The 18,159-nt window shown below is 70.0% G+C and carries 13 protein-coding genes; 3 read left to right on the top strand and 10 right to left on the bottom strand.

Features of this window, described 5'->3' with window-relative positions; translation table 11 throughout:
* Positions 1–154 precede the first annotated feature (154 nt).
* From JHY01_RS02620 to glnA, 3 genes are all read right to left on the bottom strand, one after another.
* Positions 155–463, bottom strand: a complete 309-nt coding sequence (locus JHY01_RS02620; RefSeq protein WP_205324022.1) for an AzlD domain-containing protein — start codon at positions 461–463, stop codon at positions 155–157.
* Entirely contained in the window at positions 460–1,155 is a 696-nt protein-coding gene (locus JHY01_RS02615; protein ID WP_205324021.1) for an AzlC family ABC transporter permease, read from the bottom strand. Before JHY01_RS02615 ends, JHY01_RS02620 begins: the two co-directional genes overlap by 4 nt.
* Positions 1,156–1,291: 136 nt before the next feature.
* Positions 1,292–2,716 (bottom strand): type I glutamate--ammonia ligase, encoded by a 1,425-nt coding sequence (gene glnA, locus JHY01_RS02610; RefSeq protein WP_205324020.1) that lies wholly within the window; start codon positions 2,714–2,716, stop codon positions 1,292–1,294.
* A 312-nt stretch (positions 2,717–3,028) separates the two neighbouring features.
* Between glnA and JHY01_RS02605 the strand changes: the two genes are divergently transcribed.
* Positions 3,029–3,463 carry an RDD family protein gene (locus JHY01_RS02605; protein WP_205324019.1) on the top strand — a complete coding sequence of 145 codons (435 nt, stop codon included), beginning with the start codon at positions 3,029–3,031 and terminating at the stop codon, positions 3,461–3,463.
* 50 nt (positions 3,464–3,513) lie between these two features.
* Here JHY01_RS02605 and JHY01_RS02600 read toward each other — a convergent pair whose 3' ends face one another.
* A complete protein-coding gene (locus tag JHY01_RS02600; protein WP_205324018.1) occupies positions 3,514–4,938 on the bottom strand; it encodes an NYN domain-containing protein in 1,425 nt (474 codons plus the stop codon).
* A gap of 130 nt (positions 4,939–5,068) precedes the next feature.
* On the opposite strand from JHY01_RS02600, the gene JHY01_RS02595 reads away from it, so the two are divergent.
* A complete protein-coding gene (locus tag JHY01_RS02595; RefSeq protein ID WP_307814173.1) occupies positions 5,069–6,205 on the top strand; it encodes a glycosyltransferase family 4 protein in 1,137 nt (378 codons plus the stop codon).
* Positions 6,206–6,394: 189 nt separating this feature from the next.
* Here the strand turns inward: JHY01_RS02595 and JHY01_RS02590 are convergent, their stop codons facing one another.
* Genes JHY01_RS02590 through JHY01_RS02580 form a run of 3 tightly spaced genes read right to left on the bottom strand, consistent with a single transcriptional unit; the run spans position 6,395 to position 10,698 of the window.
* Entirely contained in the window at positions 6,395–7,066 is a 672-nt protein-coding gene (locus JHY01_RS02590; protein ID WP_205324017.1) for a response regulator transcription factor, read from the bottom strand.
* 13 nt (positions 7,067–7,079) lie between these two features.
* Positions 7,080–8,870, bottom strand: a complete 1,791-nt coding sequence (locus JHY01_RS02585) for a GAF domain-containing sensor histidine kinase (RefSeq protein WP_205324016.1) — start codon at positions 8,868–8,870, stop codon at positions 7,080–7,082.
* A 13-nt stretch (positions 8,871–8,883) separates the two neighbouring features.
* Entirely contained in the window at positions 8,884–10,698 is a 1,815-nt protein-coding gene (locus JHY01_RS02580) for a long-chain fatty acid--CoA ligase (protein WP_205324015.1), read from the bottom strand.
* Between the two features lie 329 nt (positions 10,699–11,027).
* Between JHY01_RS02580 and JHY01_RS02575 the strand changes: the two genes are divergently transcribed.
* Positions 11,028–11,987, top strand: coding sequence for an ROK family glucokinase (locus JHY01_RS02575; RefSeq protein ID WP_205324014.1), 960 nt, complete (start codon positions 11,028–11,030; stop codon positions 11,985–11,987).
* Between the two features lie 60 nt (positions 11,988–12,047).
* Here JHY01_RS02575 and JHY01_RS02570 read toward each other — a convergent pair whose 3' ends face one another.
* The 3 genes from JHY01_RS02570 to JHY01_RS02560 all read right to left on the bottom strand — a co-directional run bounded on the left by JHY01_RS02570 (position 12,048) and on the right by JHY01_RS02560 (position 17,970).
* Positions 12,048–13,175 (bottom strand): right-handed parallel beta-helix repeat-containing protein, encoded by a 1,128-nt coding sequence (locus JHY01_RS02570; protein ID WP_205324013.1) that lies wholly within the window; start codon positions 13,173–13,175, stop codon positions 12,048–12,050.
* Between the two features lie 206 nt (positions 13,176–13,381).
* Positions 13,382–14,947: an RICIN domain-containing protein gene (locus tag JHY01_RS02565; protein ID WP_205324012.1), complete on the bottom strand. Its 1,566-nt coding sequence runs from the start codon at positions 14,945–14,947 to the stop codon at positions 13,382–13,384.
* 299 nt (positions 14,948–15,246) lie between these two features.
* Positions 15,247–17,970: a cellulose binding domain-containing protein gene (locus JHY01_RS02560; protein ID WP_205324011.1), complete on the bottom strand. Its 2,724-nt coding sequence runs from the start codon at positions 17,968–17,970 to the stop codon at positions 15,247–15,249.
* Positions 17,971–18,159: the final 189 nt, after the last annotated feature.

Genomic DNA, 18,159 nt, shown 5'->3' with positions numbered 1-18,159 from the left:
CGTCGCCGCCGAACTCAACGGACGCCCACGCAAAACGCTCGCCTGGGAAACCCCAGCCGAGCGCCTCGCTAAACTCATCCACACCAGCGAATAACCAGCAGTGTTGCAACCACCCCTAGAATCCGCCGCACTGTGCGGCCCTTTCGCTATGCCGCTAGGCGATCCCGGCGAGCCGGAGGAGGGCCGTGGTCGCGGCGGCGGCGATGACGACGACGAGGATCGGGGCCCTGCGCCAGGCGAGGAGGCCGCCGACGAGGACGCCGGCGGGCAGGGCCCAACCCGCGAAACCGCCGTCGGCGAACAGCGCGCCGGTGATCACGAGGGCGGCGAGGACCACGATCGCGCCGCGCTTCATGAGGGTCTCGGTGCGTTCGGAGACGTTGACGCGGCTGCGCATGAGCGGCCCGGCCAGGCGGACCAGGAAGACGCCCACGGCGAGGGCGAGCACTGCGGTCATGGTCATGCCGCGTCCTCCTTCGGTTTGCGGCGCGGCCAGGTCGCGAGCAGGCCCAGGAGGGCCAACAGGACCGGGATGCCGGTCGGCAGGAACGGCGCGGTCGCTGCGGCGAGGGCGGCGCCGACCAGGGCGGCGATGAACGTGTCGCGGTCCTTCAGCGCGGGCATCACCAATGCGAGCAGGAGCGCGGGGAACGCGGCGTCGAGGCCGAACACGTTCGGGTCCGGGATGAAGCCGCCCGCGAGGACGCCGACCACGGTGCCGACGTTCCACGCGACGAACATGATCGAGGTGGTGATCCAGTAGGCGGCCTTGGCGCGCCGCCGGTCGTCACCTGCGGCCAGCGCGAACGCGGTCGACTGGTCGATGAGCATGAACGTGCCGAGGAACCGCGTCCACCACTTGTCCCAGTACAGGTTGCCGACGGCGAGGCCGTAGGGGATGTGCCGCAGGTGGACGAGGACGCCCGCGGCGAGACCGGCGAGGACGCCGCCTCCGGCCATGACGACGGCGAGCATCGCGAACTGGGAAGTGGCCGCGAACGTCAGGAAGGACATGGCGACCGGGATCCACCAGGGCAGCCCGGCCGAGGTGGCCAGGGCGCCGAAGGAGACGCCGACTATGCAGATGCCGATCGACATGGCGAGGGCGTCGCGGAAGACGTCCCGGTCGCGTTCGGGTGGGAAGCGGGGAGGCACCGGGCGAGTATCCCTCGCTGCCGTTCGGGCGAGCAAACGTTCAAGGGGCGCGGCAGGTGCATCACACACCAGCCGCGCCCCCAACCGGCGCGCAGCGCCGGCAGACCTCGTAGGCCGTACCTTTCGGTACTACTCGCTACACTTCGTAGTACAGGTCGAACTCGTGCGGGGTCGGGCGGAGACGGATCGGGTCGATCTCGTTCTCGCGCTTGTACTGGATCCAAGTCTCGATGAGGTCGGGCGTGAACACGCCGCCCTCGGTGAGGAAGTCGTGGTCCTGCTCGAGGTGGTTCAGCACCTCGTCGAGCGAGCCGGGGACCTGGGCGATGTCGCCGTACTCCTCGGGGCCGAGCTCGTACAGGTCCTTGTCGACCGGCGCCGGCGGCTCGATCTTGTTCTTGATGCCGTCCAGGCCCGCCATGAGCATGGCCGAGAACGCCAGGTACGGGTTGCTCGACGGGTCCGGCACGCGGAACTCGACGCGCTTGGCCTTCGCGTTCGAACCGGTCACCGGGATGCGGGTGCACGCGGAGCGGTTGCGCTGCGAGTAGACCAGGTTCACGGGGGCCTCGAAGCCCGGCACCAGGCGGCGGTAGGAGTTCACCGACGGGTTGGTGAAGGCCAGCAGGCTCGGGGCGTGCTTGAGCAGGCCGCCGATGTAGAAGCGGGCGGTGTCCGAGAGGCCGGCGTAACCGGTCTCGTCGTAGAACAGCGGGTCGCCGTTCGCCCACAGCGACTGGTGGGTGTGCATGCCCGAGCCGTTGTCGCCGAACAGCGGCTTCGGCATGAACGTCACGGTCTTGCCGGCCTGGGTGGCGGTGTTCTTGATGATGTACTTGAACTTCTGCACGTCGTCGCCGGAGTGCAGCAGCGTGTCGAAGCGGTAGTTGATCTCGGCCTGGCCCGCGGTGCCGACCTCGTGGTGGGCGCGCTCGATGGTGAGGCCGCCCTCGATGAGGTTGGTGACCATGCGGTCGCGCAGGTCGGCGAAGTGGTCGACGGGGCTGACCGGGAAGTACCCGCCCTTGTGGCGCGGCTTGTAGCCGAGGTTCCCGCCGGGCTCGTCGGCGCCGGTGTTCCAGGCGCCCTCGACCGAGTCGATCTCGTAGAACGCCTGGTTGGCGGTCTGGTCGAAGCGGATCGAGTCGAAGATGTAGAACTCGGCCTCGGCTCCGAAGTAGGCGGTGTCGGCGATGCCGGAACCGGCCAGGTACTGCTCGGCCTTCTTCGCGACGTTGCGGGGGTCGCGGCTGTAGGCCTCGCGGGTGAAGGGGTCGTGGACGAAGAAGTTCAGGGCGAGCGTCTTCTGCTCGCGGAACGGGTCGACGAACGCGGTCGCCACGTCGGGCAGCAGCAGCATGTCCGACTCGTGGATCTCTTGGAAGCCGCGGATCGAGGAGCCGTCGAAGGCGAGGCCCTCCTCGAGGAGGTCGTCGTCGAAGGACTCGGCCGGGATGTTGAAGTGCTGCATGACGCCGGGCAGGTCGCAGAAGCGGACGTCGATGAACTTCACGTCGTTGTCGCGGACGTAGCCGAGGAGCTCTTCAGGGCTGGAGAACACGAAGGTATTCCTCTCGGTAGGTGAGTTGCCGGAGGGCCCGTTGCCGGTTCCCCCGATCAGCCGTACTCAGTGCCGGCTCGCGAAGCTTCGCCGGGCAGGCCGACCTCGCTGTCGACGCCTAAGCTTATTAGGCGAAACGCTATCCGTGATCAGTTGCCCCACCGTAAATCAAATGTTTCGTGCGTGTTACTTGCGTTGTTCAGGCCTGTTCCACATCGACCGAAACCACTGCTCACGGCGGCGCAGAAGCCATCGCTGCGCGCTATGTCCGCTCGCGAACTTCGCTGACCGGCTCGCACGTAGACTCGCGCCATGACGAGCGAACGCGGTGCGAACACCCCCGAAACCACCGGCTCCGGCCAGGACCTGGCGACCTTCGGGTCCAGATTCGTGGCACTGTTCATCGACTGGATCGCCTGCACGGTCCTCGCCATCGCCCTGAGCTGGCTCGACCTCGTCACGGCGGACCCCTTCGGCCAAGCCCTGGTGCGCGCGGTGCTCTTCGCCGCGTACTGCACGGCCCTGCTGGCCTTCGGCACCCAGACGCTCGGCATGATGCTCATGCGCATCGCCTGCGTCTCTGCCGAGCACGGCGGGCCGATCGGGCCCCTGCGCTCCCTGGTGCGCGCGGTCCTGCTCTCGCTCGTGCTCCCGGCCCTGACCGCGCTGGCCCACCCGTATCAACGGGGGCTGCACGACCTCGCCGCCGGCTCGGTGATGCTGAAGGTGCCCCCGCGGCGGTCGTAGCACCGCGGCCCCTCGGCTGCGGCGAGCCGCTGGGATCCGCCGCATGTGCTTCAGCTCCGCTGCAGCCATCGGACGAGCAGCGGGGACGGCACCGGGTAGGCGCCTTCGCGCCGCACCCGCATCGCCACCTCCTGATCCGAGGACACGACGATGACCGGCCGGCCCTCGGGTTCGACCCGGGCGAGTTCGACCACCACGTCGTCGGCGATCTGCCCTTTGGCGCTGAACAGCACCCGCACGCCGCGGGCGCTCGGCTTGGCGCCGAAGATCGCGTCGGCCCCGTCGAAGACGACGGTGATCTCGGCGTTCGTCTGCGCCGCGACCGCGCCGAGGCCCTGCACGAGCCGGTTGCGCTGCTGCTCGAGGGTCAGCGTCTCGCCCCAGGCGGAGATCGTGACGTTGTAGCCGTCGACGATGAGGTGCGGGTTCGGCAGCGACAGCAGGTGGTCGAGGCGCTGCGGGTCGGTCTGCTCCAGGCCCCGAGAACCCTCGGCGGTGCGCTCCTCGGGTTCGGCGCAGAGCTCGTCGGCGATGTAGTCGGCCGGGCGGTCCCCGACCGGTTCGAGGCCGAGCTCGCGGCGCAGGCCCGTGGCCGTGCCCGAGAGCGTCTCCATGAGCAGCCACAACCGTGCCGACGTGAGCCGTTCACGCTCCCTGTCGGCCTTGCGGACGCGCTCGAACTGCGACCGCAAGGACTCCACTTCGGATTCGAGGCGGCGGCGCTCGGAGCGGCGCTCGGTGTCGAGGTGCTTGAGCCGGCCGCGCTCGGCGGCGAGGTCCCCGGCGGCCTTGACGGCCCGGTCCTCGGCGTCCTTCAGCTCGCGGCGCACCCGCCGCAGCTCCTCCTGCAGGTCCGCGGCGGCCGAACGCTGCTCGGCGAGCGCCCCGCGGAGCTTCCCGTTCTCCTTCTCCAACGCCGCCAACCGCTTCGGGTCGCCCTCCGGCGCCGCCTCGGCGACCGGGGCCTCCGCGGTCTCGCGCACGGCTTGCGTCGCGGTGGCGATGAGCTCGCGCCAGCCCTCGGGCCGCAGCAGGTAGGCGAGCGCGGCGACCTCGGCCGGGTCGGCCATCGGCGAGACCTCTCCGCCGGTGGCGATGGCCCCGATCAGCGGCGAGTCGGTCGACGTGAGCACCTCGGCGAGGCCCTCGCGGAACGTGGCGTCCGCCGCCAGGGCCACCACGAGCTCGGACTTCGCGAGCTTCGCGCGCTTGACCGGACTGAACTTGAGGAAGCGGCGGAGCCGGGCCGGGACCCTCCCCGGGCCGAGCCCCGGCATGGCCACCGCGGCGATCTCGACGGCCCTGCGCCGCACCGGCTCGGTGAGGAACACGGCCGGGCCGTCGGCATCGGCGTCGCCGGGCGTCCCGGCCCCCGGTTCGGCGGGGTCCTCTTCGGACGCCCCGTCACCGCTGCCGCCGTCCCCGGAGGCCGTCGGTTCAGGGCCTTCGTCGCCGCTTTCCTGGCCGCTCAACATAGGCACCAGTGTGCCACCGTCGTGACAGGCCGGAACTGCCGACCGCTGGTCTTCACCCCCGGGTCATCGCGGATCCCCGCGCACGTCCCGGTACGCGTGACAGACTGGTCGAATCATGAAGGGGGTCATGGTGAGCAGGACACTGCTGGTGACGAACGACTTTCCGCCCCGCCGGGGCGGCATTCAGACCTTCGTGCACGGCATGGCCTTGCGGCTGCCCTCCGATGACCTGGTCGTATACACCTCGACCTCACCCGGCTGGGCAGCGTTCGACGCCGCCCAGCCCTTCACCGTGGTGCGCGACCGCACCGCGATGCTGCTGCCCACGCCGCGCGTCGCCCGCGCCGTCACCGACCTCGCCCGCGAGCACCGCTGCGACCGCGTCTGGTTCGGCGCCGCCGCCCCGCTCGGCCTCCTCGCCGCCGGACTCAAGCACGACACCGGAATCGAACGCGCCATCGCCCTCACCCACGGCCACGAGGTCGGATGGGCGATGATGCCCGGCACCCGCGGCGCGCTGCGGCGCATCGCCGGGTCACTCGACGTCATGACCTACCTGGGTGACTACACGCACCGGCGCATCGCGCCGGTCGCCGGGCACCTGACCCGGCTGGAGCAGTTGACGTTCGGGATCGACACCGACACGTTCCACCCCGGCGTCGACGGCACCTCCGTGCGCGAGCGGCACGGCCTCGAGGGCCTGCCGGTGATCGTGTGCGTCTCGAGGCTCGTGCCGCGCAAAGGCCAGGACATGCTCATCGCGGCCCTGCCCCACGTGCGCGACCAGGTGGGACAGGACGTGCGGCTGCTCATCGTCGGCCAAGGCCCCTACGAGGCCCGGCTGCGCGCGCTCGCGCGGGCGCACGGCGTGGAACGCCAGGTCGTGTTCACCGGCGGCGTGCCCGAACACGAACTGGCGGCGCATTTCGCGGCCGGGAACGTGTTCGCGATGCCGTGCCGGACGCGGCGCCGCGGCCTTGACGTGGAGGGGCTCGGCGCGGTGTTCCTGGAGGCGGCGGCCTGCGGGCTGCCGGTGATCGCGGGGGATTCCGGCGGGGCGCCGGACACGGTGCTGCACGACCGGTCCGGGTGGGTGGTCGACGGCCGCGACCTCGGCGAGATCACGTTCCGGCTTTCGCAGGTCCTCGCCGACCCTTCGCTGGCGCGAAAGCTCGGCGAGGCCAGTCGCGAATGGGCCCTGAGCGAATGGACCTGGGACCGCCAGGCCGAAAGGCTCGAGGGCATGCTGTACGGCGAGACGGTCTGAACGGGTTGCGGTCGGCGGCCATCCGGTCGGGCGACGCGGCCCGCGATATAGGGCGTGCCCCTTCCCACCGCATCCGCCTCCGACCAACCGAAGCAATGAGACGACTGTCCCACACGGGTCCGACACTCGGACGTTTCGGCTGGTCGAGGAGGCGATACGGAGGCGACCCGCCGAGCGGGCGGGCCTCGTCTAGAACTTCGGCTGGTCGGGGGCTTCCAGGAGGCCGAGCTTCAGGGCGGTCATGAGGGCCTGGGCGCGGTTGCCCGCGCCGAGCTTCTCGTAGAGCTTCGAGATGTGCGTCTTCGCCGTCGACTCCGACACGTACAGCTGCTTCGCGATCCCCGCCACCGACAGGCCGTCGGCGAGGAGCTTCAGCACCTGCGATTCGCGTGGCGAGAGCTGCGGGCCCGTCGGGGTCAGCCGCCGCTGCATCGCCTCGGCCAGGTCCGCGGCGCTGAACGCCGTCGGGTTCGCAGCCGCGTGCCGCGCCGCCGAGACCACGTCGTTCGCCGGGGCGGACTTCGGCACGAACGCCGAAGCGCCCGCGTCCAGCGCACCGAACAGCTGGTCGTCGCCCGCGTACATCGTCAGCACCACGATCCCCATGTTCGGGTGCGCCTTGCGGAGCTTGCGCGTCGCGTCCAGGCCCGAGCCGTCGGGTAGGCGCAGGTCCATGATGACCACCGACGGCATGAGGGAAGCGGCGTGCCGGAGGGCGTCCGCGGCGGTGTCGGCCTCGCCGACCACCTCGAACTCGGGGTCGCGGTCGAAGGCATGCCGGAGACCCTTGCGGATCAGGTCGTGGTCGTCGACGATGAGCACGGTCGTCTGACCGGTCGTCTCCTGCGCCTCAGCGTTCATGTCGTCTCTCTCCTCATTGGCTGCCACGGCCACGCAACTCGCAGCTTGCAAGCCTTAAGTTCTTGTCGTGGCCGGGCCGTCGGGCGGGCTGTTCAGTTGTGGAAGTGCGGTCGGCGGCCGCCCAGGCCGCGGAGCCCGGGCGAGGGGTCTCGGCCCGCGGCGTCGGCCGTGCACCGGCGTTGAGCACCACCGCCACCGTCGTCCCGTGCGGCTGGTGCGGCCGGATCTCCAACGATCCGCGGATCCGCTCAGCCCGTTCACTCATGATCGCGAGCCCGTAGCGGCCCTCCGATGCCTCACCGGAGAGGCCCTGGCCGTCATCGGTCACCTCGATGCGCGTGTAAGGCGGGTCCACCTCGCACGTCACCCACAGATTCTCGGCCCGGGCGTGCTTGCGGGCGTTCGTGATCGCCTCCTGTGCGATCCGCAGCAGCTCCGCTTCGGTGCTCGCGGGGAGCCTCGCCCCGCCCTCGTCGAGCGACAAATGCACTCTGAGGCCGGCGGAAGCGCCCACAGTACGAGCATAGTCCGCAATCGCGGATGCCAGTCCGCCCTGACGGTCGACGTTCGAACGCAGCTCGAACAGGGAGAACCGCAGCTCGGTCACGAGCCGCGTCACCTCCGAGCGCAGGTCCTCCAGCTCGCCCTTGGCCTCTCCGGCGTCGGCCGGCAGGATCGCCATGGCGTTGTCGATCCCGTACCCGAGCATCGCCAGCTCCTGGGCGATGCCGTCGTGGATCTCGCGGGCGAGGCGCTGGCGCTCCTCGGTGGTGGCCATGGACCGCACGTCCTCGAACAGCAGCGCGGTCTCCAGGCGCAGGGCCGCGCCCTTGGTGCGGTCCTCGGCGGCGGTGATGGCCTCGGGGCCGAACGCGGCCGGGTCGTCGGATTCGATCGCCACGAGACCCACGGTCCGGCCCTCGGCCACGAGCGGGATGACCAGGGACGCGACGGGCCCTTGCGTGGACCGCGACAGCGGCACCTGCCCGGCCTGGGGTTTCTGACCGGCCCACGCGTCGGCGAGGAGCGAGTTGAGCTGCGGGGAGGTCTCCCAGTCGACGCGTTCGTCGGCGTGCTGGGCGAGCACGACGAGCCGCCTGCCCGAGGCCGCGGAGAGCACGGCGGCGCGGGCCACGCCGGGGATGCGGGAGGCGGTGTCGACGATCTCGGTCGCGATCCCGCCCGGGTCCAGTGTGGACCCGGGCAGTTGGCGCGCGACGACGCGCAGCTGCGTGAGCAGCGCGGCCGCTTCCGCGTACGGCAGCTGCGAGTGGTGCAGGTCCGAGGAGCGGGAGCGGCGCAGCCACCAGGCGCCGACGGCCGAGGCGAGCCCGAAGGCGAGCGCCACGGCCACAGTGGTCACGTAGGTGCCGCGGTCGTACGCGGCGATCCGCGGGGTCTGCGCGATGAGGCCGATCGCGGCGACGGCCACGAGCGCGGGCGGGACCCAGGTGCGCAGGCGGCCGTAGCGGTCGTCGTCGCCCGTGGGGTCCGCCGCGTCGAACGCGGCCGTGGCGAACGGCGCGATCAGGTACGGCAGCATCCACGCGGGCAGTCCGTCGGTGGCGAGGGTGCCGAGTACGACGACGACGACCTCGGCGAGCTGCCCGGCGGGAGCCAGGAGCCGGTGCCGGGGGAGCACCACGCCGGGCAGCGCCGCGAGCGCCAGGATGCCGCACCACGTCAGGGCGTCGGCGAGTCCTTCCGAAGCCCAGCCGAACACCATGACCAGCGCGAACAGCACACCCCGAAGCGCGACGGCGGGCAGTCGCCACTGGCGCTCCAGCACCGCCTCATCGCCCATGCGGGCACCTCGCTTACTCGTTTCGTCGCGCCTTCGCCGTGTCGTAGAGCGCGTTGATCTCGCTTGCGTATCTTTCCATGACGACGTGACGTTTGACCTTGACTGACGGGGTGATTTCCCCGGCGTCCTCGCTCAGTTCGACCGGCATGACCCTGAACTGCTTGATCTGCTCGGCGCGGGAGACCGTCCTGTTGGCCTCGTCGACCTTCGCCTGCAGCTCGGCGAGCAGCTCGGGGTCCTCGGTGAGGTCGCTGATCGCGGTGTCCGGGCTCTTCCCGTGGCGGGAGAGCCAGTCGCGGAGCATCTCGCCGTCGAGGGAGATGAGGCATCCGATGTAGGGGCGGCCCTCGCCCACGACAATGGCGTACGCGATGAGCGGGTGGGCGTCGAGGATCTTCTCGAGCGGTCCGGGGGCGACGTTCTTGCCGCCCGCGGTGACGATGATGTCCTTCTTGCGGCCGGTGATGGTGACGTACCCGTCGTCGTCGATCTCGGCGATGTCGCCGGTGGAGAACCAGCCGTCGGCGTCGAGGACCTCGGCGGTGGCGGCGTCGTTGTTCCAGTACCCGGGGAAGACCTGCGGGCCCTTGGCCTGGAGCTCGCCGTCGTCGGCGACGCGCAGCGCGGTGCCGGGGGTGGGGCGGCCGATCGAGCCGACCTTGATGGCGGTCTGGAGGTTGAGCGAGAGGACGGGGGAGGTCTCGGTGAGGCCGTAGCCCTCGTAGATGGTGACGCCGACGCCGCGGAAGAAGTGGCCGAGTTCGGGGCCGAGGGCCGCGCCGCCGGAGACGGCGGAGTTGCACTCGCCGCCGATCGCGGCCCGGATCTTGCCGTAGACGAGCATGTCGAAGAGCTTGTGGCGGAGCTTGAGGGCCAGGCCGGGCCCGCCGGGCTTGTCGAGGGCGCGGCTGTACTCCTTGGCGCAGGCCGCCGCCTTCTCGAAGATCGCGCCCTTGCCGCCGTCGAGGGCCTTCTGGTACGCCCCGGCGTAGACCTTCTCGAACACGCGGGGGATCGCGAGCAGGGTGGTCGGCTTGACCACGGGCATGATCTTGGTGAGCTTGGTGCGGTCGGCGTGCGCGATCGTGGTGCGCGATTCCATGCCCGCGAGCTGCAGGATGCGGGCGAGGACGTGCGCGAGCGACAGGAACAGCAGCATGCGGGCGCCGTCGTAGAGGACGCCGGGTACCTCGGGGATGACGTTGCGGATGTCCGCCAGGAGGTTGCGGTGGGTGAGCATGCAGCCCTTGGGACGTCCGGTGGTCCCGGAGGTGTAGACGATCGTGGCGAGGTCGTCGGCCCGGCGGGAGGTGCGGCGCTCCTCGATGTCGATGTCCGCTTCGGCGCCGAGCTCGCCCAGCGCATCGATGGCGCCGTGCTCGGCGTCGATGGTCCACACGTGCTTGACCTGCGTGCCGAGGCCTTCGACCATCGCGGACATCTCGCCGTCTTCGACGATGACGGCGACCGCGCCGGAGTCCTCGAGGATGAACTTCGCCTGGTCGGCGGAGGAGGTCTCGTAGATGGTGACGGTGACGCCGCCGGCGGCCCAGATCGCGTAGTCGAGGAGGGTCCACTCGTAGCGGGTGGCCGACATGATCGCGACGCGGTCGCCGGGCTGGACCCCGGCCGCGGCCAGGCCCTTCGCGGCGGCGATCACCTGCGCGCGGAACTCGACGGACGTGACGTCCTGCCAGGTCTCACCCTCGTCGAAGGTGCGCATGAAGAGTACGGACGCGGGGTGGTTCTCGGCCGCGTCCCACAGCGCGGTGAGGGTGTTGTCTTCGTCGGGCACAGTCACCACGGGGGGGACGGCGAACTCGCGCATGGAAAGGCTCCGTTCAAGACGCCATGTTCACGGCTTTGTAAAGTGGCTCACAGATCATGTTACCGGTGGGTCAACTTCCGATGGAAGAGGGACTGTGAGGCAGACCATGATGCTAAGGGCAGCTTAGCGGAGCAGGGGCCGAACCGTCGAACGCCGGTTGCAGTCTGTCACTCAAGCCGCCGTCGAGGAATCCCCGCGGTGATACCTTCGCCGAGTGGGACGGAACGGCCGATTTCATCTCCAGGTCATCGCGCTGTAAAGTCCTCGGTGGCCCGCAGCGTCGCGCGGCATCCAACGCCTCAAACCGTGATCCGCTGGAGGGTACAGCAGTGAGTCTGACTATCGGAGTCGACATCGGGGGCACCAAGGTCGGCGGCGGCGTCGTCGACGAGAACGGCAACGTCCTCGCCACGACCCGGCGCCCCACCCCAGCGGACGACACGCCAGGCGTCATCCAGGCCGTCAAGGAGGTCGTCGAGGAACTGCGCGGGAGCCACGACGTGGAGGCCGTCGGCATCGGCGCGGCGGGCTGGATCTCCTCCGACCGCTCCACGGTGATGCTCGCCCCCAACCTCTCCTGGAAGAACGAGCCCCTGCGCGACAAGGTCGCCGCTGCGATCGACCTCCCCGTCGTCGTCGAGAACGACGCGAACGTCGCCATCTGGGGCGAGCACAAGTACGGCGCCGCCAAGCGCCACCGCTCCTCCGTGCTCTACACGATCGGCACCGGCGTGGGCGGCGGCATCGTCGTCAAGGACAACCTGCTGCGCGGCACCAACGGCGTCGCGGCCGAGATCGGACACATCCGCTCCGTGATGCCCGGCGGCCGCGCCTGCGGCTGCGGCCGCAACGGCTGCCTCGAGCAGTACGCCTCCGGCCGGGCCCTCACCCGCGCCGCCCAGGAGGGCGCCGCCGAGCACCCCGACAAGGCCGCGATCCTCCTCAAGCTCGCGGGCGGCGACCCCGAGTCGATCACCGGCCGCCAGGTCACCGAGGCCGCCCGCCAGGGCGACGAGGTCGCCTTGGGCGCCTTCGACTTCATCGGCTTCTATCTCGGCAACTCCGCCGCGGACATGGTCAACCTCATCGACCCCGGCGTCATCCTCATCGCCGGCGGCGTCGTGGACGCGGGCGACCTGCTCCTCGACCCGATCCGCAGGCACTACCGGGAGGCCCTCGGCAACCGGGCCCAGGTGCCCGTGGCCGAGGTCCGCGCCGCCGAGCTCGGCTCCAAGGCCGGCGTCATCGGCGCGGCCGACCTCGCCCGCCACCGCGAGATCATCCCCTAGAACGCGAAGACGAACAGGGCCGGAGCTGCACACTCCGGCCCTTTCCCTATGCGGCCCCGGTCAGCACACGTTCACGGACGCGTTGCCCGTGATCGTCCAGTTCGTGTTCTCGCCGCACGGCGACTCACGCACGGACGTGTTGTCGACCCTCAAGGTGATCCAGACGTCCTCGTTGTTGGCGAACTCCGTGCGGGCCGCGAGGCGCACCTCGCCGCCGCCGTTGACCGTCCCGCCCCTGATCGACACGTTGTAGCAGTTCTCGATCAGGATCGCGTTGTTCCCGTTGTTCGCCAGGTCCACGTTCTTGATGACCACCCCGCCCGACTGCGAGACGCAGAAGACGCCGCGCCCGCCGCCGCGGGAGATCACGTTGTCGACCCAGATGTTGGTGGCGTAGCCGCCGCTCGAGGTCTTGCCGTTGGTGTTCGCCATCCGGAAGGTCGCGTACCCGGTGCCGGCGGCGACGTTGTCGCCGTCGACGGTGCCGACCCAGCCGTTGCGCGAGTTCTGGATCAGCAGACCGGACTGGCCGACGTTCCGCGCCGTCACCCTGGTGATGTTGAAGCCGTCGATGTTCCAGGTCTCGACGGCGTGCGAACCCGCGCCCGACACGTAGACGTCGTTCATGGTCACGTCGTAGTTCCAGGCGGCGTCGCGGTCGAAGCGGATGCCCAGGCCGCCGCTCAGGGTCAGGTCGATGTCGCCGAGCTCAAGGCCGTTGGTGCCGGAGAACCGCAGTCCGAAGTACGGGTTGCCGCTCATCTTCAGGTACGCGATGTTGACGTTCGTGGTGTTGATCGCCTCGATCGCGCCGCGCCCGGAGCGGTTGCCGACGGTGATCATGCCGCAGCCTTCGAAGGTCTTGCCGCTCTGGATGGTGATGGTGCTGGCACCGATGTTGCCGGAGGCCATCACCGCGACGCGCTGGCCGCTGGAGATGGTGTCGACGCCCGCCTGCACGGCGGCGCGGTAGTCGCCGCCGGAGTAGACGGTGGTGGAGCCCTCCTTGGTGACGTAGGCGCCGCTGGAGCCGGTGACGGTCGCGTGGGGCGAGTTGGCGCCGCACGCGGTCTGGGCGACGGCGGCGCCGTCGAGGGCGGGGAGTGCGACGACGCCGGCGGCGCCCGCGATGCAGGCGGCGGCGGTCGCGAGGAGGGTGCGGAGTCTTCGCTTCGGTGCGACTGACATGGGTACTCCTGAGCGTGGTTCCGGTGAAACGATTCAATTGAGATATTGATATGAATCGATTAAAAGGGATCATAGCGGGCGGACCGCGGTCTGGAAAGCGCTACCCCCGGACACATCGCATGTATCCAGCAGGCCATGGCAAAAGTGGCGACAGGACGGGGACCGATCGCGGTGAGCGGCCCCCGTCCTGCCCGGTCACGCGGCCGTCAGCAGATGTTCCTCGCCCCGTTGCCGGAGAGGTTCCATGTGGAGTTGTCCGCGCAGGGCGACTCCCGCACCGAGGTGTTGTTCACCGTGAGCGTGATGTCGGTGTCGCGGGTGTTGGGGAATTCCGAGCGCGCCGCGATGCGCACCTCCCCGCCGCCGTTGACGGTGCCGCCGGCGATGGTGTAGCCGTAGCAGTTCTCGATGAGGATCGAGTTGTTGCCGTTGTTCGCCAGGTCGACGCTGTTGATGCGCACGCCGCCGGACTGCGAGACGCAGAAGATGCCGCGCCCGCCGCCGCGCGAGACGACCTTGTCGACGTAGATGTTCGTCGAGTACGAGCCGTTCGCGAGCCGGCCGGCGGTGTTGGCGGTCCGGAAGGTGGCGTAGCCGGTGCCGGTGGCGACGTTCTCGCCGTCGACGAGCCCGATGTCGGCGTTCCGGGTGTTGTTCAGCAGCAGCCCGGAGTAGCCGGTGTTGCGGGCGACGACGGTGCCGATCTCCAGCCCGTCGATGTTCCAGGTCTCGACGCCGTGGCCGCCGCTGCCCGAGACGTAGACGTAGTCCATCGTCACGTCGGTGCTGCCCGCGAAGTCGCGCTCGAAGCGGATGCCCGCGCCCCCTGAGAGGTTGAGGTTGACCTGTCCGAGGTGCAGGTTCGAGTTGCCGTAGAAGCGGGTCGCGAAGTACGGGTTCCCGGTGATGTTCAGGTACGGGATCGAGACGTTCGAGGTGTTGAGCGATTCGATCGCGCCCCGGCCCGACCGGTTGGCGGTGTCGATGGTCCCGCAGCCTTCGAAGATCCGGTTGCTGGGGATGGAGATCGTGGAGGCCCCGATCGAACCGGAGGCCATCACCGAGGTCCGCTGGCCGCTCCCGGTCGAGTCGACGGCGGCCTGGATCGCGGCCCGGTAGTCCGATCCGGAGTAGACGGTGCTCGAGCCGTTGCGGGCGGTATAGCCGCCGCTGGAGCCCGTCACCGTGGCGGTCGGGGTGCCGGAGCCGCAGGCGCCGGTGCCGGGATCGCCGCCGCCGCCGACTTCGACCAGCTGGAACTGCTGGTTCGAGCCCCCGGTCGGGGTGTACTGGGAGATCCGGGTCCCGGCCGTGGTGGAGTTCTCCCACACGTCGAGGGCCTTGCCCGAGTGCCGGTTGACGAAGGTCGCGTAACCGCCGCTCTCCTGGACCTGCCACTGCTGGTTGGTCCCGTTGAGGTCGGTCCACTGGGCGATGGTCGCCCCGTTGGCGGTGTTCCACTCGTACGTCTCGAGCACGAGGTTGGAGTGGCGCGCCTGGATGCGGAAGTAGCCGCCGCCGGCGTCGATGAACCGGAACTGCTGGTTCGTGGCGCCGGTGGCCGTGTACTGCAGGAGCTGGGCGCCGGTCGCGGTGGAGCGGCCCTCGATGTCGAGGTAGTGCCCTGAACTGCGGCTGACGATGTTGTACCAGACGCCGGTCTCGACGGCGTTCGCCTGCGGGACTGCGAAGAACGTGACGGCGATCCCGGTGACGGCCGCGGCGATGGCGCCTGCGATGAGGAGGAGTCTTCGTTTGAGCGCTCGGGTCATGAGGGTTCCTTTGCGGAGAGGGATTGCTCGATGTGTTCGCTATGGAGGGAGGCGTGGTTCGGTCGGCTGCCTCCGATATGAAACGATTCAAACTAAATATTGATATGAATCGATATAACGGATCATAGCGACCGGGGCCCGATTTGGAAAGCGTCGGCCCTCACGATTTCGCTCGCCCTCGCCCTCGCCCTCGCCCTCGCCCTCGCCCTCGCCCTCGCCCTCGCCCTCGCCCTCGCCCTCGCCTCCCGCCGGAAGTCCAGGGGCCGGCAGCGCCTGCGCGCTCCCGGCCCCGCACCGTCCTAACTGAGCGTGCAGGTCGGCGTCAGCCTCGCCGGGGCGCTGCCCGACATCGTCGCCGTGTAGCCCACCGTCGCCGTCGCACCGCTCGCCAGCGACCCGTTCCAGCCCTCGTTGGCCACGCTCACCTGGGCGCCGGTCTGCGACCAGGTGCCGCCCCACAGGCTCCCCACCTGCTCACCGCCGGGGAACGTCCACGTCAGCGTCCACCCGGACTTCGCCGAACCCGAGTCGTTCTTGACGACCACGCTCCCCTGATAGCCCCCGGGCCATGCGTTCGTCGACGACCACGTCGCCGTGCAGCCGCCCGTGGGCCCGCCCGTCGTCGGCTCCTCGGTGGGCGTCTCGCTCGGCGTCTCACTGGGCGTCGCCGACCCGGTCGGCGAGACCGTGGCCGAACTCGTCGGATCGGTCGGCACGTAGTCCGAGGACTCGCCCACGATCACGCCGCGCCCGTTCGTGCCGATGTAGACGCGCCCGAACACGTTCGGGTCGCCCGTTATCGCCGAGCCGGTCCAACCCCACTGGTGCGCCTCGTCATTGATGCGCTTCCAGCTCACACCCTGGTCGACCGAGCGCCAGATCCCGCGTTCGCCACCGCGCGAGGCGCTGGCGTAGATCGCGGGGTAGTCCTGGCCCGGAGCCGCGGCGCCGAAGCCCACGGTGTCGGCCGCGTCGAACCCGGCGACCTGCGACCAGGTGGCGCCGCCGTCGCTGGAGCGCCACATCCCGTACGTGCCGTCGTCCTCGCCGCCCGCGAGCCACACGTGCCCGGCCTCGCCGGGGACGGCGCCGAACCGCACGTTCCCGCTCGCCGGGAAGCCCGTGTACGGGGCGGCGGTGAAGCTCGCGCCGCCGTCGGCGCTGGAGTAGAACGTTCCGGCCGCGAAGCCGTAGACCCGGTTCGCGTCGGCGCGGTCGGACTCGACGCGAGCCCCGGTCGGCAGGCCCGTCACCGCCGTCCACGATGAGCCGTACGTAGTGGACCGCTGCGGTGCGAGACCGTCGGGGGCCCAGACGATCGCGCCCGCGTCCGCGGTGACGGCCACCGTGCCGCCGCCGGTCGCACCGCTCGGCAGCTGCCCGGCCCACCACGATCCGCCGCTGTTGGAGGAGATCCCCATGTTGACGGTCCCGTCGAGCTCGCCGACCCGCACCACCACGCTCGGGTTGAGTTCGGCGAAGTCGATCGAGCGGGCGGTCGTCATCGTCGGGGCGGTGAAGAACGAGTCGGGCACTTCGTCGAGGTCGGTGTGCGCGAACCCGCCGATGTCGCCGAGGGCGCTGTAGAGCTCCGGCCCGGTGGGCGGCGCGGCGAGGTCCTGCACGGAGGTCTCCTCCAGACCGTGGACCATCGGGGTCACGTCGAAGGTCTGGCCCGCGTCCCAGTTCGTCAGGTTCTCCGAGCCGTAGATGGTCGCGCCGGTGCCCCACATGACCCGGTCCGAGTCGTGCGGGTCGATGGCCATCGAGTCGATCATCCAGCCGTACTTGGGGCTCTTCTCGCCCTCCGCCGGGTTGGTGACGCCCCAGTCGAGCCAGCCCACCGACGAGTGGTCGATGGCGAAGCGGTCGACGCGGTTCGGCCAGCCCTCGAAGGTCCAGGACTGGGTCCAGGTGGCGCCGGAGTCGGTGGAGCGGTACGTGGTCTCCTCGGGCCACCAGGCGTTGACGCTGGTGACCATGAGCGTGCCGGGGTCCTGCGCGTCCAAGGTCAGCCCGCCGAAGCCGAAGCCCTCATAGGAGGCGCCGTTCGGGCCGGGGTGGATCTCGGTCCAGGCGCCGGTGGCGATCGCATACCGCCACACCGAGCCGCCGCGCGCGCCTTCGGCCGGGCTCCCGTTGTAGGGACCGGGATCCCATGAGGTGATGATGTACATGTAGCCGTTCACGGCGTCGATCGCGGCCTGTTTGGGCACGTTGTCGTAGCCGTCCACGGTGCCGATCTGGGAGGCACCGGGGAGCGGCGACCAGGTCGCGCCGTCGTCCGTGGACACGTAGACGGGGTTGGCCGGATCGGCGACGCCCACATAGACATCGTCGCCGTAGAACTCGGTCCAGAGCACGCCCTGGTTGTCGCCGAGGTAGGAGTCGCCGGGTGTGACGACGAAGTTCCCGGGGTTGGGGAAGGCGGTCACTTCGGCCCAGGTGCGGCCATAGTCCTGGGACTTCCACAGCCCGTTGCCGCTCGGCGTGCCGAGGTAGAGCGTGGAGTTGTCGGCCGGGTCGATCGCGAGGCGCTCGCCCATGCCGCGGCCGGGCATGTTGCCGCCCTGCTTGAACGGCAGCTCGGCGATACCCCAGGTCTCGCCCCTGTCGTCGGAGTACAGGACGGCGCCGTTGCCGGGGTCCCAGTCGTTGGTGTAGGTGCCGACGGCCGCGTAGACGCGCTCGGGTTCGACGGGGTCGGTGGCGACGGAGACGACGCCGGTGTAGCCCCATTCGTCCCAGCCGACCCAGTCGAGGAGGGGCTTCCAGGTCTCGCTGCTCTGCTGCCAGCGGTAGAGGCCGCCGATGTCGGTGCGGGCGTAGATGAGGTCGGGTTCGGTCTCGTTGAAGACGATGCCGGGGACGAAACCGCCGCCGGCGACCTGGGCGTTGCTCCAGGTGTAGGTCTCGGCTTGCGCTTCGACCGCTTGGGAGTGGGCGGTCACGGTGGCGACGGCCGCGGTCGCCAATGTAACCGCTCCCACCGTGAGGAGTCCAATGGCTCTGGTTCGTTTCATGGGACTGCTTTCCTTCTGCGCCAACGCATGGCGCGTTTGCGTCGCCCTCGGCCGGCGTGCGGCTCGCGGGCGTCGCGTGAGGGGCATCGAAGGCGAGGGGGCAGAGGCGCCGATCTCTCCGAGGCGCCGTGACGCGCCACGGCGTCGGTGTGCCGAGAACCGAAGTCGCCGAAGGGATGCCGGAATTAG

The organism is Glycomyces sp. YM15, assembly GCF_016918015.1.
In the GTDB taxonomy this organism is placed as follows: domain Bacteria; phylum Actinomycetota; class Actinomycetes; order Mycobacteriales; family Micromonosporaceae; genus Glycomyces.
This window is presented reverse-complemented; position numbering and strand designations above follow the sequence as displayed.